Genomic DNA, 22,993 nt, shown 5'->3' with positions numbered 1-22,993 from the left:
CTTCTTTCTTTTTGTCTACTTTAATTTCTTGCCCTACTATTTTACTTTCCGACAACTATTTTACACATAGCCTTCAAGACACCGAAGACTGCTTCACTCACCCATTATTTACTGAACGATGTCATACACCAATGTCGGTTCAGTTGCGCTGTCTGACAGTTTGACATTAGTCAGAACTCTTTCGCCAACCTCATCGCTGATTTCTTTGTTGGAATACAAGGTAGCAATAGACTCTCCCGCACTGACTTTATCTCCAACTTTTTTATGAAGGTAAAGTCCTGCAGACAAGTCGATCTGACTTTCTTTCGTTTCACGTCCGGCACCCAGCATCATCGCTGCAATTCCGATCTGATCAGCAATGATTTCAGAAACGACTCCATCCTGATCAGCTAAAACTTCCTTAGTATATGAAGCAACTGGAAGGACCGTTTCAGGATTATCGGCTACTGAAGCATCCCCGCCTTGTGCTTCCACAAATGTCTTGAAGACTTCAAGCGCTTTTCCGTTTTTAAGGTTTGCTTCCAGAAGGGTCCGCGCTTCCTCAAGAGAGTCTGCCGCTCCTCCTAAATAAGCCATCTGACTTCCAAGAACGAGACACAGTTCAGTCAGGTCTTCCGGTCCGTGCCCTTTAAGCGTATCGATCGCTTCTTTTACCTCCAGACCATTTCCAATCGCATTTCCAAGTGGCTGACTCATATCAGAAATAACGGCCATCGTCTGTCTTCCAACTGATTTCCCGATATTGACCATGGTTTCAGCCAGTTCTTTTGCCTGCTCAACATTTTTCATGAATGCTCCGGCTCCGGTTTTAACGTCCAGAACGATTGCATCTGCACCGGAGGCAATTTTTTTACTCATGATTGAACTCGCAATTAGAGGAATCGACTCGACAGTGCCTGTCACATCACGAAGGGCATATAGCTTCTTGTCAGCTGGCGTCAGATTTCCTGACTGACCGACTACTGCCACTTTGTTTTTGTTGACCAGTTCAGAGAAGTCCTGCTGAGACAGTTCAACATGAAAACCTGGGATAGCTTCAAGCTTATCGATTGTTCCGCCTGTATGACCCAGTCCACGTCCGCTCATTTTAGCTACTGGAACCCCTACGCTAGCCACAAGAGGTGCAAGGACCAGGGTAGTTGTATCGCCTACTCCGCCAGTTGAATGCTTGTCCACTTTTACGCCTTCGATATCGGACAAGTCGATCTGGTCCCCAGATTCGACCATAGCCATTGTCAGGGCACTACGTTCATCATTGTTCATTCCATTAAAATAGATTGCCATAGCCATTGCGCTCATCTGGTAATCAGGAATAACATCGCTTGTATACTGGTCGATCATCCATTTAATTTCTTCTTGTGTCAGTACTTGTCTATGCTGTTTCTTCTCGATCAAGTCGATCATTCTCATTCTCATAACACTCCATTCATCATTATCATGTAAGCCTTATTTTATCACAAGTATTGCCTTTATTAAGTAGATTTCTCTTAGAGTCGATAAGAATCTTCCAATAAAGGCTTACAGTACTACACGTCCATCTAAAAGAGTGGTAGAATTATAAGGAAGTGCACAACCAAATACTCAAGGGAGCGATTTTATGACTAGTCAAAAGTTGAATACCTTTCTCGAAAATAATCTTCAGGAATTGAAGGATCAGGGTCTTTATAATGAGATCGACACGATTCAGGGACCCAACGGATCGGAAATTACGATCAACGGAAACAAACTGATCAATATGTCTTCTAACAACTACTTGGGCTTTGCAAATGATGAACGTCTTAAAGTTAAAGCAAATGAAGCAACTGACACTTACGGTGTAGGTGCCGGTGCCGTTAGAACAATCAACGGAACTCAGTCGATCCACGACGAACTGGAAGCAAAAATAGCTGAATTCAAGCACACTGAAGCAGCCGTCGCTTTCCAGTCAGGATTCAACTGCAACATGGGCGCAATTTCTGCGGTCATGAACAAGAATGATGCAATCCTGTCTGACGAACTGAATCACGCGTCTATCATTGACGGATGCCGTCTATCCGGAGCAAAAGTTATCCGTGTCAAACACCAGGATATGGATGACCTGAGAGCAAAAGCTAAAGAAGCTGTTGAAAGCGGACAGTATGAAAAAATTATGTACATCACTGACGGTGTCTTTTCAATGGATGGCGATGTTGCGAAATTGCCTGAAATCGTTGAAATCGCTGAAGAATTCGATCTGATTACGTATGTTGATGATGCACATGGATCAGGCGTCATGGGTAAAGGTGCCGGGACAGTTAAACATTTTGGTCTTCAGGATAAAATCGATTTCCAGATGGGGACACTGTCTAAAGCAGTCGGAGTTGTCGGAGGTTATGTCGCTGGAACTCAGAACCTAATTGATTGGCTGAAGGTTCGTGCCCGTCCTTTCCTGTTTTCTACCTCACTGACTCCTGGAGCTGCTGCAGCATGTATCGAAGCCATCGATATCATGTCCAGCTCAACAGAAGAACACGAACGTCTTTGGGAAAATGGTCGATATCTGAAAGCCGGCCTTAAAGATCTGGGCTTCAACATCGGCGATTCAGAAACACCTATCACCCCTTGTATTATCGGTGAAGAAAAACTGACTCAGCGTTTCTCCAAACGTCTGACAGAAGAAGGCGTCTATGCAAAATCGATCGTCTTCCCTACAGTCCCACGTGGAACAGGTCGAGTAAGAAATATGCCAAGTGCCGCTCACACCAAGGACCAGCTGGACAAAGTACTTGATATTTACAAAAAAATCGGCAAGGAACTCGATGTTATCAGTTAATTTATAGACTAATAGAGAAAAGGTGATCCTCATCTTTTCTCTTTCTGCTGGTAATAAATAATAGACAAAAAGTCGGAGGTTTACGAGTGAAAAAAATTATCATTACTGGAGCTTTAGGTCAGATCGGATCAGAGCTTACAATCAGATTGCGTGAAGTCTATGGAAAAGAGAACGTTGTCGCTACTGATATCAGACAGCCCGAAGATTCTAAAGTAGTCACTGATGGTATTTTCGAAATCCTGAATGTGACCGATGCCGATCGCATGAAGGATTTGGTTGAACAGTATCAAGTTGATACATTTATACACCTGGCTGCATTACTGTCAGCTGTTGCCGAAGCAAAACCTCAGCTGGCCTGGAATTTGAACATGGGCGGACTGATCAACGCACTTGAGCTGTCGCGCGAATACGACTTGAAGTTCTTCACACCCAGCTCAATCGGGGCGTTCGGTCCTCAGACACCTAAAGATCAGACACCCCAGGTCACGATCCAGCGTCCGACAACCATGTACGGTGTCACAAAAGTCAGCGGAGAGCTGCTCGGGGATTACTATTTCCAGAAATTCGGAGTGGATACACGAAGCGTCCGTTTCCCTGGTCTGATTTCCTACGACACCCTTCCTGGCGGTGGAACGACAGACTACGCTGTCGATATTTACTATGAAGCACTGAAAAACAATGCGTATACATCCTTTATCGGCAAAGGCACATACATGGATATGATGTACATGCCTGACGCTGTCGACTTGATCATTCAGCTGATGGAGGCACCGAGCGACCAGCTGGTCAACCGCAATGCCTACAATGTCAGTGCTATGAGCATTGCACCTGAAGATGTTGAACAGGCCATCAAGAAACACCTACCTGAATTCAAGCTGAATTATGATGTTGATCCAATTAGACAAGGGATCGCAGAGTCTTGGCCAAATGCCATCGATACAACAGCTGCTCAGCAAGAATGGGGGTTCTCACCTAAGTACGATCTTGAAAAAATGACTGAAGATATGCTTAAGCAACTGAAAAACAAGGGCATTCTTTCATATGCCTGATTGATAAAGATAGACCCTGCACTATTCTAAAAGTGCAGGGTCTTCTTTTGGCGTAAAAATAGAATACCTCAGTTGACGATATACCTGGAGGAGACTGTTTCGAGATAATCCTGAAATAGTCCGAAGAGGCTGCAGATCACCCAGTAAATTGCTGCAACTAGAATATACATCGTCATATAATCATGCTCTCTTCCTCCCACTACTCTGGCATTTTGAAAAATTTCATTGACTGTAATCATGGCTGCCAGAGATGTTCCCTTGATGACATCCAGGAGAACGCTGCTCAAAGGCGGGATCGCTATTCTGAAAGCCTGCGGAAGAATAATATCTTTCAACGTGACATAAGGAGTCATTCCAAGAACGGTTGCCGCTTCCCATTGCCCCCGATTCACGGATGATATGGATGACCGGAAAATCTCAGAAATATAGGCCGCGCCGTTCAGACTGAAGCAGATAATAGCCGACGTCAGTGCATTAAACTGAATGTTTACAAAAGGCAGCCCAAAATAAATCAGAAATAAAAAGACGAGTACCGGCGTCCCCCTCATAAATGAAACATACAATCGGGCGATCCACCTTAATGTTCTGGATGGAGACAATCTCATCAGAGCGATGACCATTCCTATCACTGCACCAATGGCCGTACTGACCAAGGCAATGCCCAAGGTATATGGCACGCCTCTTAATAAAAACGGCAAAGATTCCCAGGCCAGATCCGGATCAAATATATACTGCCATTCAATTGACAGCATGGCTATCCCTCTAGTTCGATGGTCATGATGTCAAAGTCCTGTTCAACCGTCACATCTTCCCCATAATAAAATGTCTCTGAGATCTCACTGAGTGTCCCATCTTCATGCATAGCTTCCAGTGCCTGGTCGATCTGTTCAGTCAAGGTGTCATTGCCTAGTTTAAGAGAGAAATTAGTATAGCTTGGATTGAAGAACAGCTCTTCATGAATGTGGACTGGAATATCCGGGAAAGCCGTCAGTGCCATGGTCTGTCCGTAAAAGTCATTTATGATCAAGTCTGTTCGCCCATTCGCTACGTCCCATAAATACTGGTCGTTTGTGGCATTGTCATAAATTACCAGTTCTGCTCCATACTGCTCTGCAATCTGCATATACGTAGTCGTAGCCGCTCCAGCTGCCCGTTTTCCGTCAAGATCTTCCATTTCTTCAATCCCTGAGTTGTCTTCTTCCCGGACAATCATGGACATATATGAATACTTATAAGGTATCGTGTAGTTGTATCGGTCCGCATTTTCTCCGGCGTGACTGATACTCAAGGCGGCAACATCAATCTGTTCACTGTTCAGAGACGTCAGCATGCCGTCTACATTCATTTCAGTAAAATCAATGTCCAGTTCCAGACGATCAGCCACTTCTCTCAATATTTCAACTTCAAAGCCAGTCAGTTCATTTGTTTCAGCATCGTGATATGAGTTTGGAAAATATGTACCAGATGTCGCTGCCCGGATCACACCCGCTTCTTGTATCTCATCCCAGTTATCTGAACTATTCTCACTTGCACCACTTTCCCCACAGGCTGTCAGTGTTATGACGCTTCCAAGCAGTGCCATCCTCATCAATAGTGATTTGTTCATTTTTCATTATCCCCTTTCGTTTTTCCTTCAAAATCATAGCAACCTGAAATTTTTAAGTCAAAATTATAGTCGATTTTGTTATGTGAGAGAACGAGACAAAGAATTAAATCAGGAGCTTATCACTATTTTACCGACATTCTTAACATTGTGATGATGTACAATTTTGTCTTTATGATTCATCGAGTTTCTTTTTATTTTTGATACAAATTCTGTAAATACCTGTAATAAGCCTTTAACCACAATCTTGCTTCTTTAGTCTGACTGATTATTCAAGCCTATTATCTCCTGCACTATTGATTCCTTACACCTGACTGATATACTGAAAAAAATCGACTGAATAAGGAAGGATAAAACTATGAGCTTTCATATTGACCGGACTAAGGATGGGATGTATTACTCGGAGCAGATCAGAAACGGGCAGGTTTCATCTCAGGAACTCCTTATGGCCAGCTTCAAATCGATTAAAGAAAAAAATGCGCTGTTAAATGCAGCCGTCCACACAAGAGAAGAAACTGCACTTAGTGAATCACGGGAAGAATCATGGGTAAACGGTCCTTTTGGTGGTGTGCCGATCCTTTTAAAGGAGCTGGGTCAGAACATGATCGGAGAACCTGCCCGGGCAGGTTCCAAACTGTTAAAAGATAACCGGTCATCATACACCAGCCACTTTGTTGCCCAGCTGCAGAAATCTGGATTTATCCCTATCGGATCGACGAATGTACCGGAGTTCGGTTTTACCAATATCACGCACTCAGATATTTTTGGTCCGGCACGCAATCCTTTTAACTCTGAGTTCAGCGCAGGAGGATCAAGCGGCGGTGCTGCCTCCGCAGTCGCATCAGGAATGGTGCCTATAGCTGGAGCAAGTGATGGCGGTGGATCGATCCGCATACCGGCTTCATTTACCGGCTTAGTCGGACTGAAACCGACTCGCGGAAGAACACCAATTGGCCCTGGAGCCGGGCGGGCATGGCAAGGTGCTGCCATCAGCTTCGCTCTGACAAAATCAATCAGGGATACTGCTGCTTTGCTCGACCACATGCAAGTCTTACAGCCAGCAGCTGCTTTTCAGACACCCTTGTACAGGGAAGGCTATCTTAACAGTCTGACTGCCCCACTTAATAAAAAGATGAGAATCGCCTTTTCCCTGAAATCTCCGATCGGCAGTCAGGTAAGCAGCGAAGCTGAAGACGCTGTTCTAAACGCTGTCAACTGGCTCGAACAGAAAGGGTTTGCGGTAGACCAGAGTGAACCAGATATTGATGGTGTAGATTTGATGAAATCCTACTATGTTATGAATTCCGGAGAAACTGCAGCTATGCTTGGGAATATGGAGAAAGCTCTCGGTCGGTCGATCACGATGGAGGATGTGGAACTGCTGACCTGGGTCCTGTATCAGTCAGGCAAAAAAGTCAGTGCAGCTGAGTATTCAAATACACTGAGCACATGGGATGATGCAGCGGAAAAAGCGGCTTTATTCAATGAACGATACGACTTGCTACTTCAGCCGACAACAGCTGAGCCTGCTCCGAGAGTGGACAAGATCTACTGGTCTGAATCTTTTAAAAAGAAAATGAGACACATTGACACTTTCTCACCCGCTGACCAACAACAACTTATCTGGGATATGTGGGAAGAAAGTCTATCGATTACTCCATTTACTCAACAAGCCAATCTGACTGGGCAGCCTGCAATCAGCCTGCCCACACATTTGACAAAAGAAGGCATGCCTTTGGGAATTCAGTTCACCGCTCCGAAAGGTAAAGAGCATTGGTTACTGCAAATGGGCCGTATGATGGAGGATGATGGGTTATTTGTCTGAATGAATGATACTGTAATAAACACTTCGGTGGTTTCGTCGTGAATTTAGATGCGTTCATGCATCTAGATGTTCTGTTTTTACGTTTGATAAGGAGCTCAAGTCGATTTTCCATTCCGACTTATGGTGCTTTGACGATTGCGCCTTAACTCAGATTGATTTCATACCCGAGTGCCGGGGCTATAGCATTTGCGCCTTAACTCAGATTGATTTCATACCCGAGTAACGGTGCTTTAGCAATTGCGCCTTAACTCAGATTGATTTCATACCCGAGTGCCGGGGCTATTACATGCAACCCCTATAAAAAGAAAAAGACCTGCAGGGAGACAGACGATTCGTCCAGCCGCTCTGCAGGTCTATTAGTGTCTCTTATCTTTCCACATCGATCACTTCTGGTCCGTTTTCTCTTCCGACGATCACCTTAGTGACGGTATCTAGAAACAGCCCGTGCTCCACTACACCTGTGACAGAGTCCAGGAAGGATGCGAGTTTATGAGGATCTTCGATCGTTCCCAAATGCAGATCAATAATATAGTTGCCTGAATCAGTCTCCAGTTTGCTCCCGTCATCATTCAGACGAAATTCGGGATTCAGATTCTCTTTTTTTAAAAGCTTTAGCACTTGTCCGCATCCGAATTTCACCACTTCTACCGGGAGAGGGAATGCGCCTAATTTAGATACCATTTTGCTGTCGTCCACAATCCAGATGATTTCTTCAGACTGGTTTGCGACCATTTTTTCAAAGAGGTGCGCAGCTCCTCCTCCTTTTATGCCTTGGAAGTCATCTGAAATTTCATCCGCCCCATCGATGGTCACGTCAATATGATCGACTTCATCGATATCTTTTAACGGAATACCAAGTTCTCTTGCCTGATCAGTTGTTCTGTGAGAGGTTGTGACGCCAACAATAGACAAGCCTTCTTCTTTCACACGTTTTCCAATCGCCTCAACCATGTAGTAGGCCGTAGATCCTGTTCCTAGCCCAACAATCATTCCGTCCTTTACAAATTCTGCCGCTTTGTAGCCGACTATCTTCTTTAAGTTCATCCGTCTCTCTCCTTCGTATATATGTAACTAAATTATAGCATAGAAAAAAAGTAAGACTTGATGATTAAGTCCTACTTCTTAAACTAACTTTATTTGATCATTTTAAACTCCAGAAACAGGTCATTGTAGATACCGGTGTATTCCAGACCGAGGTCTTCATATACTTCCAGATTGTCCATCATATCTTGGCTCGGATAAAACTGCTCGTCTTCCACTGTTTCTTCAGGTAGGTAGTCCATTGCCGTCTGGTTTGGTGTGCTGTAACCGATATAGTCTGCGTTTTGGGCAGCTATTTCAGGGGCGAGCATGAAGTTGATGAAAGCATACTCCGCTTCTTCATTCTGTACAGTGTGTGGAATCACCATATTGTCGTACCAGAGATTCGATCCTTCTTCGGGTAGAATATAGACAATGGATTCGTTCTCCCACATCATATCTGCAGCTTCTCCAGAATAAGTGACCGCAATCGCAGCCTCTTCCTGAATCATATACATCTTGATTTCGTCAGCCACCAGTGCCTTGATGTTTGGTGACAGTTCAGTCAGCTGGTCTGCTGCTTGCTGAAGTTCGGATGAATCTCTTGAATTGAGTGAATAGCCTAAAGTCTGAAGGCCGATCCCTATAACTTCTCTGGCCCCGTCGATCATCAGTATACTGTCCGCCAGTTCAGGTCGGTACAAGTCCTCCCAGCTTTCCGGTTCAAAACCTTCCAACAGGTCTTCGTTGTATGCAATTCCGAGTGTTCCCCAGAAATAAGGAATCGAGTAACGGTTCCCCGGATCAAAGTTCAGATCGAGAAAATCAGGATCGATGTGTTCCAGGCCCTCGATTCTAGAATGGTCCAGCTCCACGACTAAGTTTTCTTCAATCATCCGCTCGATCATGTATTCACTTGGAATTACCAGGTCATATCCCGTCCCGCCCTGCTGGACCTTAGTATACATGGCTTCATTAGAGTCGAAGGTTTCGTAGACAACGCGGTACCCCGTCTCTTTTTCAAACTGCTCAATCAGATCGGAATCGATATAGTCCCCCCAGTTGTACAAGTGTAAAACATCTGCACCACTTGTGCCCTGAGCCTGATCGATGTAACGTCCTCCCAGGAAAGCAGCTGTTGTGAGTCCAATAATAACCAGTGACAAATTAATCAGTTTTTTCATTATGGCGTCACCGCCTTTTCATGATTTGTCGGATCCATGTGGGCCAGTTTCTGTCGTGTACGATGCTGCTGGATGAAATAGTATCCGGCAACAAGGCTGAAGGCAACAAGGAAGAGGATCGTACTTAACGCGTTGATTTCCAGACTGACACCTTGGCGTGCCCTGGAATAAATTTCTACAGACAACGTCGCAAAGCCGTTCCCAGTTACAAAGAAGGTCACCGCAAAATCATCGATTGAGTAGGTAAACGCCATAAAATAGCCGGCCAGTATCCCAGGCGTGATGCTCGGAAGAATGATCTCCTTGAGCACCTGGAAATGATTGGCTCCAAGGTCTCTGGCAGCTGTAATCATGTTCCCGTTCATTTCTTCAAGCCGCGGAAGGACCATCAGAACGACGATCGGGATGCTGAAAGCAATATGAGAAAGGAGTACGGAGTAAAAACCCAGCTGAAACCCTACTAGAGTGAAGAGCAGCAGGAAGCTTGCTCCAATGATGACATCAGGTGACACCAGAAGAATATTATTCAGACTCAGAAGCACGTTTTGAGTCTGACGTCTTCTGGAAAAGTAAATACCAATAGCACCAGATGTCCCGATCACTGTTGCAATAAGAGCTGACAAGAGAGCCACCCTGATCGTGTCCAGTGCAATAATCAGCAGTCTTGAGTCTTCTGCCAATGCTGCATAGTGTTCCAGTGTAAATCCGCTGAACTGGTTCATCGTTCCCGCTTCATTAAAGGAATAGTATATTAAATAGACAATGGGTGTATATAGCAGAATGAATACAACGAATAAATAAAGCTTTGCCCAGTTTTTATTCTTGGTCATCTTCCTGGCACTCCCTTTCTTCGTTTACGTGTCACGAACATAACCGCAAACATGATCAGAATCAGGATAATGCCCATCGTTGATCCCATTCCCCAGTTCTGTGTAACCAGAAAGTTCTGTTCGATTGCTGTACCCAAAGTAATGACACGGTTCCCCGCGATTAGTCTAGTCAGCATGAAAAGAGACAAGGAAGGAATGAATACGGCCTGGATCCCACTTCTCACACCAGACAGAGACATCGGAAAAATTACAGATCTAAAAGTCTGCCACTCATTGGCTCCCAGATCCCGGCTGGCAAGAACCATCGATCCATCTATTTCGTCAATGGCATTGAAAACCGGAAGAAGCATAAATGGAATTTCAATGTAAGTAGCGACGATAAGAAAGCTGAGTCTAGTAAAGAGCAGCGGCTGTGCTCCAATACCTATAGTTTCCAGGAGCTGATTGACAAAACGGGCTGACTTAGAATGCCGATAAAGGCGTAAGCTTTCAGCAGGATATTCATCCACGTCGGCAAAATCAGGACCAGCAGCCATAACTGTTTGTGCTTAGTCTGCTTCAGGAAGTAGGCAGCCGGATAACTGATGGCTAGTGTCAGCACAGTAATCAGGAAAGCATATAAAAACGACTGCATCGTCATCGTCAGATAGACTTGAGACGTAAAATAAGTCTGTATGTTCGTCAGTGTAAATGACCCGTCAAGCCCCCGAAATGACTGTACAAGCAGTAACAGCACGGGAAAAACGACGAATAGCACGATCCACAGGTAATAAGGGATCGAAAGAAGTTTGCGCTGTCTAGTCATCCGCCCCTTCTCCTCTCACCTCTGATGTCGAGGATAATCCGGAAAACTGCTCAATCCGCTCATCGAAAGCTTCTTCCGTTTCATTTATACGCATGATGTGGATATCTTGTGGATCAAATTGAAGACCGACTCGTTTGCCGATTTCTGTCTTCTTCGTGGAGTGGACCATCCAGCTGTTTCCTTCATTATCCAGTCCAACGATCTCATAATGGACCCCTCTGAACAACTGACTTTGAACACTGATCTGCAGATCTCCTTCATCAGCCTGACTTACTACCAGATCTTCCGGACGAATCACAACATCAACTTTCTCATTAGATGTCATGCCTCCGTCAACACACGCGAAACGTTTGCCGGCAAATGACACAACATAATCCTCAACCATACGGCCTTCTACAATATTGCTTTCCCCGATAAAGTCAGCCACATATCGGTTGATCGGCTCATCGTAAATATCATTTGGCGTACCAGTCTGGATGATTTCGCCTTCTTTCATAACCATGATTTCATCACTCATCGCCAGAGCTTCTTCCTGATCATGAGTAACAAAAAGAAAAGTAATTCCAAGACGCCGCTGAAGTTCACGCAGTTCATACTGCATATCTGTACGCAGTTTCAAATCCAATGCGGATAACGGCTCATCCAGCAGCAGCATGTCCGGTTCGTTTACAAGAGCCCGGGCAATCGCTACTCGCTGTTTCTGCCCACCGGACATTTCAGCTATCCCCCGCTGTTCAAATCCATCCAGTCTGACGAGTTTGAGCACGTCACTGACCTTCTCACTGATGTCCTGTTTGTTCAATTTTTTCATTTTCAACCCAAAAGCCACATTATCGAAAACATTCATGTGGGGGAACAAGGCATAGTCCTGAAAAACTGTATTGACTTTTCTTTTATTTGGAGGTGTGTTTTTTGTTTCTTCTCCATTAATTCGAATGTATCCTTCAGTAGGTGATGTAAATCCGGCGATCAGATTCAATATTGTCGACTTTCCACATCCTGAAGGACCGAGCAAGGTATAAAATTTTCCTTTCTCCAATTCAAACGAAATGGTCTTTAAGACACTCTCTTTATCATATTTTTTTTCTACCTGATCGAAGGAAACAATTATCTCTTCAGTCAACAAAAAACACCCCTTTATAACCGATTTAATTAACCTTTATAATTATAGCGATTAAGGGGTGAAAAGCAATATTTATTCAGTTGTTTTTCTTATAATAGTCACTAAATATGTTTAAAAAGTGATGCCATCGGTCATTCATTTTATCTGGCGGAGAATCAAGTGGAAAATAAGCCAACTGCAGCGATTCTTTTTTGTCATTTCAATATTGCTGCGCATACGACGGAACTTAAGGTATTACCACTGTTCCTTTTCATACTTCAAGCAGATTGACTCGCATATGAAATGGCTGACCAGTGCGGAGTCAAGCGATGCAGGAACAGCTCCCTTCTTCTCCAGAGTTTCCAGAAATGACTGGATCATTGGTTCAAAGCCTCTCTTTACCAGTGTTTCAGTCCAGTCGCCGGCAGTTTGAGTGAGCCTTCCCTCTTTAGTGTAAATCGATAAATCTGTGAGGTCTTCAACTGTGTATGTTCCGGAAGCACTTTGAAGTTCAAGTGTCTCTCTTTTAGCTCCTGATTCATTATTTATAGAAACCATTGCAGTCATCTGTTTCGTTTTAAGTATGACCCACGCGCGCTTGAACTGGCCTCCTTCTTCAACAACTTCAGAATCTACTACGTCGATATGCTGGTCATTTAACAAAAAGACCGCTGTATCAATTGGATGAATCATCATATCGAAGATACGGTATCTGACCGGAAAGTCTGTGGCATCAGACTGATTCTTCTGAACGATCAACATATTGGCATCTTTGACATCAGCCAGTTCCTTTACTTTGGGTGCAAAACGTCGATTAAACCCGATCATCAAAGTTACCTGTTTCTCTGCAGCCAGTGTCATCAGCTCTTTAGTCTTATCCAGTTCTTCTGTAAGTGGCTTGTCGATCAGCACTGGAATCGAATGATTCAGAAAATATGAAACCATCTCATAATGCGTATGAGTCGGGGTATGTATGCACACAGCATCAACTATCTCCGTCAAGTCTTTCCAGGATGTATGCAGTTGATCAGGTGATAAGCCGTATTGTCTCCCCAGCTCTTCCAACTTCTCCTGACTGCGTGTTGAAAAGTGCCACTCATGCTCGGAAAAATGAGTCGTATAGAGTGGGAGATAAGCTTTCTGTGCAATAGTTCCTAATCCGATAACACCTATTTTCATCTGATTTCCTCCGTCTGTCCAATGTAAAAGAGCAGCCTGCAACCTGTTAACGACGTCTCACCGCTTTGTGGTCACCAACTGCTCCTTCATTTAATTTTCTTCTGTCAAAGGCATGATCGTTTCAAGTTTCGCCTTGAAACTGCTAGTCGCTTTTTTTATCAATGTGTCATTGGCCCCGATAACAGCAGGATGGTCTTCGCCAATTATTTTCACTTCTGTTTCCAGCTGGACGCCATATTTATCCAGAATGACTTCCTTAATGTGTTCGATCAGCTCAATATAATCCGTGGCTGTCGCATTGTCAATATTGACAATAAATCCGGCATGTTTAGTGGATACTTGTGCGCCTCCCCATTTCAGTCCCTGAAGGCCGGCATCCTGAATCAGTTTACCTGTGAAGTAGCCTGTAGGACGCTTGAAGACAGACCCGCAGGATGGGTATTCGAGCGGCTGTTTGGATGTTCTGAGATAGGTCAGCTCATCCATCTTCTCTTTGATCGCTTCAGGATCGCCTTCTGTCAGCTCAAATACGACTTCCAGCGCGATTTCATCTGTCTCCTGAAGCTTGCTGTGACGATAAGAAAATTCCATTTCGTCATTCGTCCGTTCGAAAATTTCGCCGTCACGGGTAAGGACCGTGACTTTACGGATCACTTCTCTCACTTCCCCGCCGTAAGCTCCAGCATTCATGTATACTGCCCCACCAATGCTTCCCGGGATTCCACAGGCGAACTCAAGTCCGGTAAGACTGGACTGATACGCCCGTTTACTGACTTCGATAAGAGGTGCACCCGTTAGTACTCTAATGCTGTTCTCTTTTACTAAGATCTGGTTCATGTCCGTCAGAATGATGACAGCCCCACGGATTCCCCCATCTTTCACAATAAGGTTGCTGGCATTCCCAAGAATAGTGACTGGCCAGCTCTGCTCATATAACCATTTAACCAATGCCTGAACTTCTTCTTTCGTTTTCGGAAAGATCAGTGCATCTGCCGGTCCACCTGTTTTAGTATAAGTATATTTAGATAAAGGTTCATTCTCTTTTATTGTTGCGTTTGGAAAATACTTTTTAAGTTTTTTTACATTCATTATAATCGATTGTCCTCTCGTTAACGCCTGGATCCTTTAATGATCTGCCACGGATCCAATTTCATGACTTGATGGCATTCGGATCTTGTTAGCATGCAAATCACACTAATTTTAACACTAATGCGTCTGAATGTGTACAATTACCGGGAATTGTCATCTAATCGTCAAGTCTTAAATCATAGCCTAAAGAGGTTTCTTCTGCAAATCTGTCAAAATAATCCTTTTGGACGATACCTAAGTAGTGCTTGTCCTCCTTAAGCTCGACAGTCGGATCAATCTTCAGGTTCAGCTTCCGGAAGAAAGATCTTACATGCATCCAGATTGTCCTGCTTTTTATCTATCCTTAGAACTTCTGTATAACAATGCGTCAACTCTTCTCCCAATGTATCAAAAGCTGTTGATCGACACAAGTGAAGCAGATGTAAAAAACGATCGAAAACAGACCCTTCTTGTCCAGATTGATGACTTATTGGCAAAGAAAGAAGAACTCCTCCAATCAGGATGATCAAAAGTGCTGCGAGAGTGATTTTTAAACTGTTCGTGCAGTTTCTTATTTTTAAAAGCAACTGGGTCATGTGTTCACCTCGTTTTAATTCGGTTAATCCAGCGTACTAAAATCATCATTAACAGTGGGCTGATAACATCAGGTTTAAAGTGCTCGCATGACTGATAGTCAGACAAATCTCCTCATAAAAGTTTACAGGATATTTAATTGTTGCTATTTTAGTTAAGAGGGATTATAATTATCAGGACAAATGAATACTGTACGGGAGTAACAGGCAGGATATTTTCTGTTGCAGTGCCACCAATCGTAGATGACTCATCTGCTGGTGCTGCATTAAATTGTGAGACGTATACGGAATAGGCCTTCCGTATGCGTCTTTTTTTATCTATTGCTTCCGATTAGTAGAAAGGATAATTAGATGGATTACTATAAACGTAAGAGTGAAGAAGTTCTAACAGAACTGAATGCTTCCCGTGAAGGGCTGACTACAAAGGAGGTAACCAGTCGCCTGGAGCAGTATGGCTTAAACGAAATTGCTCAAAAGGATCGACGCTCGATTCTCTCCCTATTTATCGAATCGTTCAAGGATCCTATGGTCATCGTTCTGCTGATCGTGGCCATCATTCAGGTCCTGATCGGCGAACAGCTCGAACCACTGATCATTTTTACAGTTCTGATACTGAACTCTCTTCTAAGTGTCGTGCAGACAAAAAAAGCGGAAGATTCATTGGAATCTCTTCGTAAGATGGCATCACCCAGCGCCAAAGTACTGAGAGATGGATCGACTCAATCGATCGAAGCTAAAAACATCACAGTGGGTGATATTGTTGTACTGGAAGCGGGAGATAATATTCCTGCCGACGGTCGCCTGGTAGAAGCTGAATCGCTTCAAGTCCAGGAGGGGTCGCTGACTGGGGAATCAGTTTCATCTGAAAAAAGAACAAATGAGCTGGCTGAAGATACGCCTCTTGCCGACCGAATCAATATGGTCTACAGTGGAACGCTGGTCACTTACGGACGAGGGAACTTTGTCGTCACTGCAATCGGAGAGTCCACTGAAATGGGGAAAGTGGCTCAGCTGATTCAAGGCGCTTCTTCCAAACAGACGCCTCTGCAGCGTAAACTGGAACACTTCAGTAAGAAACTGGGCTGGGCTATCCTGCTTCTGTCTATTCTCATATTCGCTATTCAAGCAGGGCGTATCTTCTTAGGTAATGCTGAAGATATTACAGTCCCATTGTTGGATGCATTTATGTTTGCCGTTGCTGTCGCTGTTGCTGCCATTCCTGAAGCTCTGCGGTCGATCGTGACCATCGTTCTCTCAGTGGGTACAAATAAGATGGCTAAACAGCATGCCATCATCAGACAGCTTCCAGCCGTAGAAACGCTCGGATCCACCAGTGTGATTTGTACAGACAAAACAGGTACCTTGACTCAAAATAAAATGACTGTGGTCGATGCCTACATTCCAAATGGTGAATCCAATCTGTTCTCCGGTGATCCTGAAAAATGGACTGAGTCCGAACAGATCCTGATGCAGGTCGCGACCCTGACGAATGACTCCACATTAAGTGAAAACGGAGAATCAAGTGGCGATCCCACTGAAGTTGCACTGATCGCATACAGTAATAAACAAAATCTGCCTTACGACACTGTACGTAAAACCTACCCACGTCTTGCAGAACTGCCGTTTGATTCCAGCCGTAAACGCATGTCTACTGTGCATGAGATTGATGGAGAAAAAAGGCTTCTGGTCAAAGGCGGCCCAGATGTCATCTTCTCTCTCTGTTCAAAAATTAAAATGAACGGGGAAGTCGTCTACTTAACCGAAGAGCTTCAAAAAGAACTGGTGGAGCAGAACGAGTACTTTTCTGATCAGGCTATGCGTGTACTGGCTTTTGCCTATAAGCCAATCGATAAAGAAGACATTGATGTGGAGGACGAAAATGATCTGATTTTTGTTGGACTGCTGGCTATGATCGATCCTCCTCGTCAGGAAGTCTACCACGCAGTAGAAGATGCTACTGCTGCAGGAATCAAGACAATTATGATTACAGGAGACCATAAAACGACTGCACGGGCAATCGCCAGAGATCTGAATATTTCCAGTGAAGGCGACCTGGCACTTACCGGGCAGGAATTGGATGCCTTGTCTGATAATGAACTAATGGAAACCCTGGAAAAAATCACTGTCTACGCTCGAGTCACACCTGAAAACAAAATACGTATTGTAAATGCTTGGCAGGATAAAAACCAGATAACTGCGATGACAGGTGACGGCGTCAATGATGCACCCGCCCTTAAACAGGCCGATATAGGAATAGCCATGGGCAGTGGAACTGATGTCGCTAAAGATGCTTCAGATATGATCCTCACAGACGACAACTTCGTTTCGATCGTCAAGGCAGTAGCTGTTGGTCGAACGATTTACACCAACATTAAGAAAGCTATCGCTTATCTTTTCTCCGGTAACCTTGGAGCTGTTATTGCTATCCTGTTTGCTTTGATTATGAACTGGATCAGTCCATTTACGGCGCTGCAGCTGCTGTTCATCAATCTGGCCAATGATTCACTGCCTGCAATTGCGTTAGGTCTCGAACCTAAAGAACCGAATGTCATGAAAGAAAAACCGAGAGATCCAGATGAAACGATTTTCTCCGGTCAAACACTTCAGACTGTCATATTCAGAGGAAGTCTGATCGGGCTGGCTGTCATTATTTCTCAGTTTATAGGGCTGCTGAACTATACACCTGAAATTAGTGTCGCCATGGCCTTTACTACCCTGATTCTGGCTCGTACCCTGCAAGTCTTTCCTGCTCGATCTATCACTCAGACGAGTGTGGAAGCAGGCTTCTTTAAAAATAAATTTGTCCTGATCGCTTTCGTTGTCTGTTCTGGCTTGTATAGTCTAACACTACTTCCTAGTGTCAGAGGAGTCTTCTCGATTCCTGACTCATTTGGATTTGTGCAGTGGGCTATCGCTGCCGGACTTGCCCTCAGCACGACAGTCATCATGGAGCTGAGAAAGAAAGTTCTGCCATTTAAATAAATTCATGTTATCAAAAAAACAGTGCGTTTCCCTTATTACAGGGAGCCGCACTGTTTTAGTTTAATTACTTTTCATCAGCTCGTCGACATAATTGACTGTATCTGGTTGGTTCTCTTCAATCTCTCTGATTTTATCTGCAAACTGAGGCAGATGATCTTTGTGAGCATAAAGCATCTGATCAAGTATATCTTTTGCAACGACTCCTCCTGGCACTAGCGGGTTGACGATAAATGCACTTAATGCACGATTATAGTCTCCATCGATTGCAGCACGGATGACGGTTTCTTCCATCCCTTTCATACTTTGGATGACGCCTCTCGCTTCAGGAGTGAAGGTTCCCCAGTTATAGGGCTCAAATCCGTGAGACGTGACCACCCCAGATACTTCTACAGCACAGTCATATGGCAGGTCTGTAACTGTTCCATTATTCTCGGTCGAAACGACCATTTCTGTGCGAAGATCGTTTTGAATTGCAGCAATGATTTCACACGCTGCATCACTATAATGTGTGCCTCCACGCTGGGACAGCTCTTCAGGCTTATAATCCAATTCAGGATCCTTGTAAAGCTCGAACAATCTCGCTTCGGTTTTCTTAACAACTTGAGCTCTGGTTTCCCCTTTCTCAAATTCCTCAATCGAGTGCTTCAGCATCTCATCTTCTGCATAATAATATCTATGGTAACCGCATGGAAGCATCTCAAGCGCTATGATCTGTTCGTAATGGAAACTGGCATTGTGAATATTTTTCAGATGGCTTTCCTGATCCTCGTCAGTCGGTTTGTAAATCGCATCGATGACTTCGTGTGTCCGCTCCAGCCCCTGCTTGTCCCAGACACGGTGCCAGTGGAAGTGGTTGATTCCGGCGAACTTGAAGAACAAGTCTTCTTCCGGGATATCCAGTTTTTCGGCAGCCATTTTTCGGTGGCCGATCGGCACATTACACAGACCTACTGTTTTCTTCCATCCACCATGCTTGATTGCCGCTTCTGTTACCATTCCAGCTGGATTTGTGAAGTTAACCAGCCAGGCATCCGGACACTGTGTTTTCATGTCTTCAATGATACCGAGAATAACGGGAATAGTACGGAAAGCTTTAAACATTCCCCCGGCTCCATTTGTCTCCTGCCCCAGTACGCCATGTGACAACGGGATACGCTCATCTTTCACTCGTGCATCCAGAAGTCCAACTCTAAATTGTGTGGTGACAAAGTCAGCATCTTTTAAAGCTGATTTTCTATCTAATGTCAGCGTAACTTTCCAGTCGAGCCCTGCTGCTTTGACCATTCGTCTGGCCATTGCGCCAACAATATCCAGTTTGTGTTTACCGGCTTCGATATCTACAAGTACGATCTCACTGATTGGAAGTAAGTCTTTGCGCTTAATATATCCTTCGATCAGTTCAGGTGTATAACTGGACCCTCCACCGATTGTTACAATTTTCAATCCATCTTTTGCCATGTGTGCTTCCTCCTAATTTTAGTCTGCAAAATTCTTTACAAGCCAAGCTTAATGTATGTAATTGATTACAGACAAGCGCTTTCTTTATTTGTTTTGTTATCAGTCAGATTGATAACTGATAAGCTCTTTAAAACAGACTTTGTGTCAGAGAAGAACACCCCTTCTGTAATAGAATCTACACAATTAATGCAGTCTGTTCGCTTGAAGTATGGGACAGTCATGCTATACTTTGACATACTGAACAATGATTAATATAAACAAAGATAAAGAGGAGCATTTATGAATTTTACTGCAATAGATTTTGAAACAGCCAACCGCCAGACACACAGTGCCTGTTCTGTGGCATTGACGATTGTAAGAGACAGTGAGATTGTCGACGAGTATTATTCACTGATCCAGCCTGAGACTTGGTTTGACCGCATCAACACTCAGATACACGGCATTAGAGAAACGGATGTCCTTGATTCACCTAAGTTTCCTGAAGTATGGAATGAAATGAATCAGTACTTCACTAGAGACCAACTGGTGATTGCTCACAATATGCCATTTGACAAACGCATCCTAACTGGCACATTGTCTTATTACGGCTTACAGATCCCTCAGTTTAAAACCTTATGTACCGTCCGTTCCTCCCGGGCTCTGCTTAAAATTCTGCCGAATCATAAACTGAACACAGTAGCGGCTTATTATGGTATTCCGTTTAATCACCACCATGCTTTGGAAGATGCACGAGCGTGTGCGACAATTCTTCTGAATCAGGAAAAAGAATTTGGACAATCAACGCTGACCCGTTTTATTAAGTAGAATGGATAATAAGCAGGTAACATGACGGCGGGAGCTGGGTGCTATTGTGGCGACTGCTCCCTCAATCTGAGTCCATTTCCATCTGAATTCCGGTGTTACGTAAATATGGAAGGTCATACCAAATGTCATAAAAGCAAAAAATGCTGGACACTCCCCAATCATTTAGGGAATGTCCAGCATTTTTCTATAATACTAACCTGCTCATCTGACAAACATCGAGGTATTCACCAGCGTCCTTGACACCATATTTCATGATTGCTTCAAGATCGAAACCTAAAGACTCATACAGAGCTCGGCCGCGCGTGTTCCTGTGCTGAACCTGCAGCTGAAGACGCTTGATCACTTCGGACTCCTGTGCCCAGTCAATCAGGTCTTCCATCATCAGTCGACCCAGTCCCATACCCCAGTAATCCTTGTCGATCACAATGCCGATGTCTCCAATGTGCCTGATCTTCGGTTTGGAAGAAGCATGGATCGAAGCAATCCCGATGACTTGTCCATCAACAACTGCAAGGAGTATTGTATTGTTATCTGAATGATAAATTTTGTCCAGCTCTTCAGCTTCTTCTTCAACAGTGATACCCAGTCCTTCTTCCCCCTGGGTCATAAACCCTGTCTGAGTGGCTGTCCGATTCAGCAGATCGATGACTGCTTCGGCATCGTCCGGTATCGCTTCTCTGATAGTACAGTCCAGTGTCTGCTCTTTTACCATATCAAACTCACTCCAATCGTTCTAATACTTCTCTGTACTGGTCACCTTGGGCCGAGAATTTGATTTCACGGTCATTCAGATTGTCTGACGTATTGATTGACACTGCTATAAATTCTTCAGGAAGATCTTCTTTCATAAATGATCCCCATTCGACGACCGTGATTCCTTCGCCATAAAAATAATCATCCAGACCCAGGTCCTCATCTTCTGAATCTTCCAGTCGATAAAGATCCATGTGGTATAATGGGAGTTTTCCATCTGTGTATTCCTTTATCAATGTGTAGGTCGGACTTTTTACTGCCCTGCTTATACCTAGTGCCTCGGCTATACCTTTTGTAAAAGTTGTTTTCCCTGCTCCAAGCTGTCCTTCGAGAAGGAGCGTCATTCCGGGTTTCAGCTGATCAGCCAGTCGCTTGGCCAGTGCTTTTGTTTCTTCTTCACTGTGTGTGATCACTTTCATCATAATCCCTCATCATAAAAAATATACTTTATAGTACCATACCTGAACGTGTTTGTGCACATCAAAAAAGAGCCAGCGGATGCTGACTCTTCTTGCTATCCCGTTATTCGCCTAGTGCATTTTTTCCTAGAAACGCCCACAGCATCCAGATCGTCTGGTCGACATAGGTTTTCTGTTCAGTCAGAATATCTACGGTTACATCATCGTTCGCTTCATCAAACATGTCGATTCCTTTAGATAATTCATCTCTCAATGTTTCAAAATCATGAACGACTGATTCGATCATGTCTTCTTCACCTAAATGCTTCTCACCTGGTGCTTCTTTAATCGTTGAGTGATCGATAAATTCTTTCAAAGTAGAATACGGTTCGCCGCCCAGCTGCAGCAGTCTTTCTGCAGTTGCGTCAAAATGTTCTGTCAGTTCGTCATAGTACTCTTCGAGCTTTACATGCAGTTCGAAAAATGCCGGTCCTTTTATATACCAGTGTGCCTGGTGCAGTTTAATATAGAAAAGGCCCTGAGTTGCTACCAGATTGTTCAGATAACTTGTTACTGATTCTGTTGCCATTGATCAAACGCCTCCTAAAATATTTGTTCTTTCTATAGTTTATGATACATCCCTCACAATATCAATTGAAATGCTCAAAAAAAACAGAAGAAGTAAGGACTTCTTCTGGTTCATTTATCATGTTCCCTAAGGTCCAACTGTCAGGACAGCGCCGTCCAGTTCAGTTTCTCTTCCACCTAATACTGCAGTAGGATTCAACGCATAATTTCCTGGTCCAAGTGGCTGACCATCGATCAGCATATCCCAACGAAGAAATGTTCACCTCTTGGTACGTTCTGACTAACAGCCGTTTCCGTCAGCAGTTCGCCTGTATCAGCATTTCGGACACGCAATGAGAACTGATCGACATCTGTCGTCAGATTGGCTAACCCGACCAGCAGGCCGTCCATCAGACCGAATTGTACGTCATTCAGAAGCGGGAAATCCGGTTCCTGAATAAACAGGATAGTCGGTACATCATATGACTTGACTCCATCACTAATTGTAAAGGTGCCCTCGACATAACCCGGTTCCAGATTAGAGGCAGCCACCTGTACATTGAAGTTGAATGAATTTGATCTGCCGGCCTGAATATTCAGATTGTTGCTGTTGCTGACTTTGATCCCGTTGTTTCCGGAAAAACTGACAGTATGACGTTTTCTGCTGTCTGACAGATTATGAATCTCAAAGCTCTGTCTTCGTACCTCTCGTCCTTTCTGCTTCTCGAAAACACCGAAAGAATGACTGCCAGGAATGATAAGAGTTTCAGCCTCGATCGCCTGAAGCACACGAACACTTCCTGCTCCTTGTGTATTATGCGGATACACTTGACCCTCTCTGTCAGTAAGCTGTTCAGCTGTGTTCAGTGAACTACCCACCACTTAAATCCTCCGGATTTTGAAGTGGGGGCTTCCTACGAACTCCATTCTTGTCTGCACAGGTTTCATGCAGACAGAGGAATCGGATATGGGTAGGCTCAAA

20 protein-coding genes and 1 pseudogene are annotated in these 22,993 nt (G+C 44.2%); 5 read left to right on the top strand and 16 right to left on the bottom strand.

Annotation, left to right across the window (positions count from 1 at the left end; translation table 11 throughout):
* Window positions 1-108: 108 nt before the first annotated feature.
* The gene (locus ABFX15_RS02025; RefSeq protein ID WP_346023865.1) at window positions 109-1,410 is read right to left on the bottom strand and encodes a pyrimidine-nucleoside phosphorylase; all 1,302 of its coding nucleotides are present in this window, start codon (window positions 1,408-1,410) and stop codon (window positions 109-111) included.
* A 187-nt stretch (window positions 1,411-1,597) separates the two neighbouring features.
* Here ABFX15_RS02025 and ABFX15_RS02020 point away from each other — a divergent pair, with 187 nt between their 5' ends.
* Window positions 1,598-2,791 (top strand): glycine C-acetyltransferase, encoded by a 1,194-nt coding sequence (locus ABFX15_RS02020; RefSeq protein WP_346023864.1) that lies wholly within the window; start codon window positions 1,598-1,600, stop codon window positions 2,789-2,791.
* 86 nt (window positions 2,792-2,877) lie between these two features.
* Entirely contained in the window at window positions 2,878-3,840 is a 963-nt protein-coding gene (locus ABFX15_RS02015) for an L-threonine 3-dehydrogenase (RefSeq protein ID WP_346023863.1), read from the top strand.
* A 68-nt stretch (window positions 3,841-3,908) separates the two neighbouring features.
* On the opposite strand, the gene ABFX15_RS02010 is transcribed toward ABFX15_RS02015, so the two are convergent.
* Both ABFX15_RS02010 and ABFX15_RS02005 read right to left on the bottom strand, forming a co-directional pair.
* The gene (locus ABFX15_RS02010) at window positions 3,909-4,592 is read right to left on the bottom strand and encodes an amino acid ABC transporter permease (RefSeq protein ID WP_346023862.1); all 684 of its coding nucleotides are present in this window, start codon (window positions 4,590-4,592) and stop codon (window positions 3,909-3,911) included.
* A gap of 2 nt (window positions 4,593-4,594) precedes the next feature.
* Window positions 4,595-5,446 (bottom strand): transporter substrate-binding domain-containing protein, encoded by an 852-nt coding sequence (locus tag ABFX15_RS02005; protein WP_346023861.1) that lies wholly within the window; start codon window positions 5,444-5,446, stop codon window positions 4,595-4,597.
* Between the two features lie 355 nt (window positions 5,447-5,801).
* Between ABFX15_RS02005 and ABFX15_RS02000 the strand changes: the two genes are divergently transcribed.
* On the top strand, window positions 5,802-7,268 hold the full coding sequence (locus ABFX15_RS02000) for an amidase (protein WP_346023860.1): 1,467 nt from the start codon (window positions 5,802-5,804) through the stop codon (window positions 7,266-7,268).
* 366 nt (window positions 7,269-7,634) lie between these two features.
* On the opposite strand, the gene rpiA is transcribed toward ABFX15_RS02000, so the two are convergent.
* The 8 genes and pseudogenes from rpiA to ABFX15_RS01960 all read right to left on the bottom strand — a co-directional run bounded on the left by rpiA (window position 7,635) and on the right by ABFX15_RS01960 (window position 15,052).
* Window positions 7,635-8,312 (bottom strand): ribose-5-phosphate isomerase RpiA, encoded by a 678-nt coding sequence (rpiA, locus tag ABFX15_RS01995; RefSeq protein WP_346023859.1) that lies wholly within the window; start codon window positions 8,310-8,312, stop codon window positions 7,635-7,637.
* 89 nt (window positions 8,313-8,401) lie between these two features.
* Window positions 8,402-9,472: an ABC transporter substrate-binding protein gene (locus ABFX15_RS01990; protein WP_346023858.1), complete on the bottom strand. Its 1,071-nt coding sequence runs from the start codon at window positions 9,470-9,472 to the stop codon at window positions 8,402-8,404.
* Window positions 9,472-10,302: an ABC transporter permease gene (locus ABFX15_RS01985; RefSeq protein WP_346023857.1), complete on the bottom strand. Its 831-nt coding sequence runs from the start codon at window positions 10,300-10,302 to the stop codon at window positions 9,472-9,474. Before ABFX15_RS01985 ends, ABFX15_RS01990 begins: the two co-directional genes overlap by 1 nt.
* Window positions 10,299-11,107, bottom strand: a pseudogene (locus tag ABFX15_RS01980) (ABC transporter permease). The gene ABFX15_RS01985 and the pseudogene ABFX15_RS01980 overlap by 4 nt, the downstream one beginning before the upstream one ends.
* Complete coding sequence (locus ABFX15_RS01975; protein ID WP_346023856.1) at window positions 11,100-12,230, bottom strand: ABC transporter ATP-binding protein; 1,131 nt, start codon at window positions 12,228-12,230, stop codon at window positions 11,100-11,102. Before ABFX15_RS01975 ends, ABFX15_RS01980 begins: the two are co-directional and overlap by 8 nt.
* Before the next feature lie 234 nt (window positions 12,231-12,464).
* The gene (locus ABFX15_RS01970) at window positions 12,465-13,388 is read right to left on the bottom strand and encodes a Gfo/Idh/MocA family protein (protein WP_346023855.1); all 924 of its coding nucleotides are present in this window, start codon (window positions 13,386-13,388) and stop codon (window positions 12,465-12,467) included.
* A 90-nt stretch (window positions 13,389-13,478) separates the two neighbouring features.
* Window positions 13,479-14,477 (bottom strand): UDP-N-acetylmuramate dehydrogenase, encoded by a 999-nt coding sequence (murB, locus tag ABFX15_RS01965; protein WP_346023854.1) that lies wholly within the window; start codon window positions 14,475-14,477, stop codon window positions 13,479-13,481.
* 272 nt (window positions 14,478-14,749) lie between these two features.
* On the bottom strand, window positions 14,750-15,052 hold the full coding sequence (locus ABFX15_RS01960) for a hypothetical protein (protein ID WP_346023853.1): 303 nt from the start codon (window positions 15,050-15,052) through the stop codon (window positions 14,750-14,752).
* Window positions 15,053-15,400: 348 nt separating this feature from the next.
* Between ABFX15_RS01960 and ABFX15_RS01955 the strand changes: the two genes are divergently transcribed.
* Window positions 15,401-18,031 (top strand): calcium-translocating P-type ATPase, PMCA-type, encoded by a 2,631-nt coding sequence (locus tag ABFX15_RS01955; RefSeq protein ID WP_346023852.1) that lies wholly within the window; start codon window positions 15,401-15,403, stop codon window positions 18,029-18,031.
* Window positions 18,032-18,091: 60 nt separating this feature from the next.
* On the opposite strand, the gene ABFX15_RS01950 is transcribed toward ABFX15_RS01955, so the two are convergent.
* Window positions 18,092-19,489 (bottom strand): 6-phospho-beta-glucosidase, encoded by a 1,398-nt coding sequence (locus tag ABFX15_RS01950; protein WP_346023851.1) that lies wholly within the window; start codon window positions 19,487-19,489, stop codon window positions 18,092-18,094.
* Window positions 19,490-19,768: 279 nt separating this feature from the next.
* On the opposite strand from ABFX15_RS01950, the gene ABFX15_RS01945 reads away from it, so the two are divergent.
* A complete protein-coding gene (locus ABFX15_RS01945; protein ID WP_346023850.1) occupies window positions 19,769-20,293 on the top strand; it encodes a 3'-5' exonuclease in 525 nt (174 codons plus the stop codon).
* A 184-nt stretch (window positions 20,294-20,477) separates the two neighbouring features.
* On the opposite strand, the gene ABFX15_RS01940 is transcribed toward ABFX15_RS01945, so the two are convergent.
* The 4 genes from ABFX15_RS01940 to ABFX15_RS01925 form a co-directional block, all read right to left on the bottom strand.
* A complete protein-coding gene (locus ABFX15_RS01940; RefSeq protein WP_346023849.1) occupies window positions 20,478-21,005 on the bottom strand; it encodes a GNAT family N-acetyltransferase in 528 nt (175 codons plus the stop codon).
* Window positions 21,006-21,012: 7 nt separating this feature from the next.
* A complete protein-coding gene (tsaE, locus tag ABFX15_RS01935; protein WP_346023848.1) occupies window positions 21,013-21,465 on the bottom strand; it encodes a tRNA (adenosine(37)-N6)-threonylcarbamoyltransferase complex ATPase subunit type 1 TsaE in 453 nt (150 codons plus the stop codon).
* 103 nt (window positions 21,466-21,568) lie between these two features.
* Complete coding sequence (locus tag ABFX15_RS01930; protein WP_091268538.1) at window positions 21,569-22,033, bottom strand: Dps family protein; 465 nt, start codon at window positions 22,031-22,033, stop codon at window positions 21,569-21,571.
* Window positions 22,034-22,266: 233 nt separating this feature from the next.
* On the bottom strand, window positions 22,267-22,890 hold the full coding sequence (locus ABFX15_RS01925; protein ID WP_346023847.1) for a hypothetical protein: 624 nt from the start codon (window positions 22,888-22,890) through the stop codon (window positions 22,267-22,269).
* Window positions 22,891-22,993: the final 103 nt, after the last annotated feature.

Origin of the sequence: Alkalibacterium indicireducens (genome assembly GCF_039522005.1) — a bacterium.
GTDB lineage: Bacteria > Bacillota > Bacilli > Lactobacillales > Carnobacteriaceae_A > Alkalibacterium > Alkalibacterium indicireducens.
Note: the sequence above shows the minus strand (reverse complement) of the source record. Positions and strands in the feature narration are given on the sequence as shown.